Raw genomic sequence first — 4,541 nt, forward strand, 5'->3', positions numbered from 1 at the left:
CTCTTAAGGTCTATTTCTATACCAGCATTTTCATTTGATACTAGCATTATTCGAATATCGCTTGATTCAAGCGTTCCAGCTGCTGCATTCTTGATGATTTTCATTACCTTAACCTCCAATTAATATTCTTCTAACCACTATATTTTTTAGATTCATATGTAACTGCTTATCAAAATCTGGTGTTAAAAGTGCAATCGCGCCCCTTTTAACACCAGACAAGTTATTTACTTTCAAGATAAACTATTTTTGTGCAAGTAAAACATCAAGATGTCTTGCGGTCAAATTTAACCATTCCTCAGAAGTAACAACATTCTTTTTAGTTGCTTCTGATAACTGATCTAAATCCTTTGTGATAATTCCCTGATCAATTGTCTCGATGCATGCAGTTTCAAGTTTGTCTGAAAAATTCACAAGTTCTAAATTATCATCAATCTCTCCACGTTTTCTAAGCGCACCAGTCCATGCAAAGATTGTAGCCATCGGATTTGTTGAAGTTCTCTCTCCTTTTAGATGCTTGTAATAATGCTTCTGTACTGTACCATGAGAAGCTTCATATTCAAAGCATCCGTCTGGAGAAACAAGAACCGATGTCATCATAGCAAGACTTCCAAAAGCAGAAGCAACTAGATCTGACATAACATCACCATCATAGTTTTTGCATGCCCAAAGCATTCCTCCTTCAGCCTTTACAATACGCGCAACTACATCATCAATTAATGTATAGAAATAGGTTATACCAGCTTCCTCGAACTTACTTTTATATGTTTTTTCAAATAAATTTTGAAATATTTCTCTAAAATCAGCATCATAAATTTTAGAAATTGTATCCTTTGTAGAAAACCAAAGGTCAATCTTATTGTCTAGTGCAAAGTTAAAGCAAGACTTAGCAAAACTTTCAATAGATTTATCAAGGTTATGCATTGTCTTTACTACGCCTGCACCTTCAAACTCATGAATACACTCTCTGAAAATTTCCTTACCTTCATTGTTAGTATATACAAGCTCTGCCTTTCCTGGTTCCTCTGCTCTATATTCAAGATTCTTATAAACATCGCCATATGCATGTCTAGCTATTGTGATCGGTCTTTTCCATGTCTTTACATATGGGTTAATTGTGTTAACCACAATGGGTGCACGAAAAACTGTTCCATCAAGAATAGATCTTATAGTTCCGTTCGGGCTTTTCCACATTTTCTTTAAATCATATTCCACTACTCTATCTGCATTAGGAGTAATCGTTGCACACTTTACACCAACACCATACTTTTTAACAGCATTAGCAGCATCAAATGTAACCTGGTCGTTTGTGTTATCTCTTTCTTTCATACCAAGGTCATAGTACTCGGTTTTAAGGTTTACATACGGCAAAAGAAGTGTATCCTTAATCATTTTCCAAAGGATACGGGTCATTTCATCCCCATCCATCTCTACTAGTGGAACTGTCATTTCAATCTTTTTATTCATAATTATATTTCCTCCTTAAAATTTTAACTTTATTTTTAATTCTATTTTTAATTTCTTATTAATAAACTATTTTAGTTTTAATCCAAGATAATTTTCCGCCAACCTTTAATATTTCTGCGTCAAATCCTGAAAGCGTATGAACAACCTCTATGTCTATATTCTTTGTTACATTCTTTAATTTAGCTTCGCCCTTCAAATCACCAATAGTAACAGAAAGTTCATCGCCCTTTTCAATCTTGTCATAATCCGCTGGGTTTTTAAATGTTAATGGTACAATCCCAAAATTTATAAGATTAGCAAGGTGAATACGTGCAAATGATTTTACGATAACAGCTTTAATCCCTAGATATTTTGGCGCAAGTGCTGCATGTTCACGACTTGATCCTTGTCCATAATTGTCACCAGCGATAATAAATCCACCTTGTTTTTCTTTTGCATTTTTATAGAAATCACTATCAAGTGCTTCAAAAACATATTTTGATATTTCAGGTACATTACTTCTTAAAGGAAGTATTTTAGCACCTGCAGGCATTATATCATCTGTAGTGATATTGTCTTCAAATTTAGCAAGTACCTCTCCAGTAAGTACATCTGGAAGTGTTGGAAAATTTGGTAGGGGCGCAATATTGGGACCAAACTGAACTTCAACTTCATTAGCTTTTTCAACAGATAACGGATTAATAATCATATTATCATTAATTGAAAATTTATCTGGCATTTCAAAATTAGGACATTTTCCTAAAGTTCTTGGATCAGTAAGTACTCCTGTAATTGCTGTTGCAACTGCAGTTTCAGGACTTACCAAATAAGTTGTAGCATCTTTTGTACCACTTCTTCCTTCAAAGTTTCTATTAAAGGTTCTTACTGAAACACCTTTAGAGCAAGGAGCACTCCCCATTCCGATACATGGTCCGCAAGTATTTTCAAGCATTCTAGAACCTGATTTAACAAGGTGCGTCATATTTCCACTTTCAATTAGATGCTCAACAACTTGCCTTGATCCAGCACTAATGGTCATATGAAGCTTCTCTGAAACTGTTTTGCCTTCTATAGCTTTTGCTACAACCATAAGGTCTCTTAATGAGGAATTTGTACAAGAACCTATAGCTACTTGATCAACTTTGAGTCCTGCAAGTTCTGCTACTGTCTTAACCTTTCCTGGGCTGTGAGGAAGCGCTACCATTGGTTCTACTTCATCCAAGTTAATTTCCATGATTTCATCATACTGGGCATTTGCATCCGGTATAAGTTCAACCCATTGCTCTTCTCTTCCTTGAGCTTTTAAGAATTTCTTTGTAATTTCATCACTAGGAAAAATACTGGTAGTACATCCCGTTTCTGTTCCCATATTTGTAATAGTAGCACGATCAGGAACACCTAGGTTCTTAACACCAGGTCCACAAAATTCTAGTACTTTACCTACATTGCCTTTAACATCTATTCTACGTAATACCTCAAGAATTACATCCTTTGCAGAAACCCATTCGGAAAGCTTTCCAGTTAGCTTAACACCAACAACTTTAGGATATTTCAGCCTGAAACTTTCTCCCGCCATTGAAACAGCAACATCAAGACCACCTGCACCAATTGCGAAGCAGCCCATTCCACCTGCCGTAGGTGTATGACTATCAGAACCTATTAATGTTTTACCTGGACGTGCAAATCTCTCTAGAAAAATTTGATGGCAGATACCATTTCCAGGTCTCGAGAAGTAAATCCCATATTTTCCTGCAACTGATTGCAAATACTTATGATCATCAGCATTTTTAAAGTCTGTTTGAAGTGTGTTGTGATCCACAAAACTCACACTAAGTTCGGTTCTCACACGTTTTAACCCAATAGCTTCAAATTGTAAATAAGCCATTGTCCCAGTTGCATCTTGGGTTAGGGTATGATCAATTTTAATAGCTACTTCCTCTCCTGCTTTAGGTGTACCTTTTACGATGTGTTCCTTCAATATCTTTTCTGTAATTGTTCCTGACATTTTATTGCCCCCTTATTTCTATTTATATTTATTTTTATATTAATATTATGATTGCCATTAAGTGTTTATCCGCTACGTAAAATAGCGCTTACTTGCTTTAATATATATCAATTGCACTTTTAAAATCGTTTACAGTTAAATACATTACATTAATAATGCTATTTTATCTTTTAACTGTTTTTTCTTTTCAGTTGCCCACTATCATTTGCAGTCCAGAATGGATTAATGGACTAATCCACTTGTTAATCATCATACCATATGGACCACTCCATTTCAATCATTATTTTCAGACTATTTAGTGTTTTAGATGATTTTTAGATGAATTAAACTTCATTCTCTAACTTAGCCTTAGATTTAATGCTATTTCCACCTAAATTCGAAATATTTTTATATCTCTCCTTCTTGTAAATGTATAATATTACCAATATACGCTGATATGAGGATTAGAAATAAAGTTCATCCTCCAATATTCGAGTGAAATAGGAGTCCAATTTCACTTATAACTAGTACTATATGTTAAATTTACATTGATAAAGGCCGTTGTTTAGCTTAATCCAATACAAATTGGTGCTAATAAAAAGTCCAATTACAAAGTGAATTATTGCCTACCGGCATAGGAAAAGTAAAATTTTCAAATATCGCATAAGAAAAGTAGGCCCAATAAATACTGTAAGAGATATGTACAATCACAAATACTCAATGTGAGCAATTGCTATAGAATTAGGCATGTCTAGAAAACTGTTAACCTAATGAAATAACCTATATCTTTAATTATTATATAAATAAGATATAGGCTTTATATTTTGGTAAACAAACAACTTGTATACTTTCAAATTTAAAACTGATCATAGCTTGTTATTTCGTTAACATTTCGTTTATAGCTTTAGCAGCTTTTTTACCTGCTTCCATAGCTAATATAACTGTAGCTGCTCCTGAAACAGCATCTCCACCGGCATATACATTGTTTATAGATGTTAAACCAGTTTCATCTTCCGCAATTATACACTTCTTTTTATTAATATCCAAACCTTCTGTTGTTAAAGGAATTAAAGGATTTGGTGATGTCCCTAGAGACATTATAACTGTATCTACA

The 4,541-nt window shown here is 34.1% G+C and carries 4 protein-coding genes and 1 pseudogene; all 5 read right to left on the reverse strand.

Annotated elements, in window-relative coordinates; all coding sequences use genetic code 11:
* Positions 1-104 (reverse strand): annotated as a pseudogene (locus tag JJE11_RS15155) (citrate lyase ACP); the annotation flags it as partial.
* A gap of 4 nt (positions 105-108) precedes the next feature.
* Complete coding sequence (locus JJE11_RS15160) at positions 109-234, reverse strand: hypothetical protein (protein ID WP_291637104.1); 126 nt, start codon at positions 232-234, stop codon at positions 109-111.
* Positions 235-240: 6 nt separating this feature from the next.
* Positions 241-1,464 carry an NADP-dependent isocitrate dehydrogenase gene (locus tag JJE11_RS15165; protein WP_291637106.1) on the reverse strand — a complete coding sequence of 408 codons (1,224 nt, stop codon included), beginning with the start codon at positions 1,462-1,464 and terminating at the stop codon, positions 241-243.
* A 58-nt stretch (positions 1,465-1,522) separates the two neighbouring features.
* Positions 1,523-3,448 (reverse strand): aconitate hydratase, encoded by a 1,926-nt coding sequence (locus tag JJE11_RS15170; protein ID WP_291637108.1) that lies wholly within the window; start codon positions 3,446-3,448, stop codon positions 1,523-1,525.
* An 855-nt stretch (positions 3,449-4,303) separates the two neighbouring features.
* A partial coding sequence (locus tag JJE11_RS15175) for an FAD-dependent oxidoreductase (protein WP_366927948.1) occupies positions 4,304-4,541 on the reverse strand: 238 nt, incomplete at its 5' end.

Source organism: Clostridium sp. (assembly GCF_016650095.1).
In the GTDB taxonomy this organism is placed as follows: Bacteria; Bacillota; Clostridia; order Clostridiales; family Clostridiaceae; genus Clostridium_AD.

Bases quoted from the DNA above. Each gene is read 5' to 3' on its own strand.
- JJE11_RS15165 (WP_291637106.1), bottom strand. From the start codon at position 1,464: ATGAATAAAAAGATTGAAATGACAGTTCCACTAGTAGAGATGGATGGG.
- JJE11_RS15170 (WP_291637108.1), bottom strand. From the start codon at position 3,448: ATGTCAGGAACAATTACAGAAAAGATATTGAAGGAACACATCGTAAAA.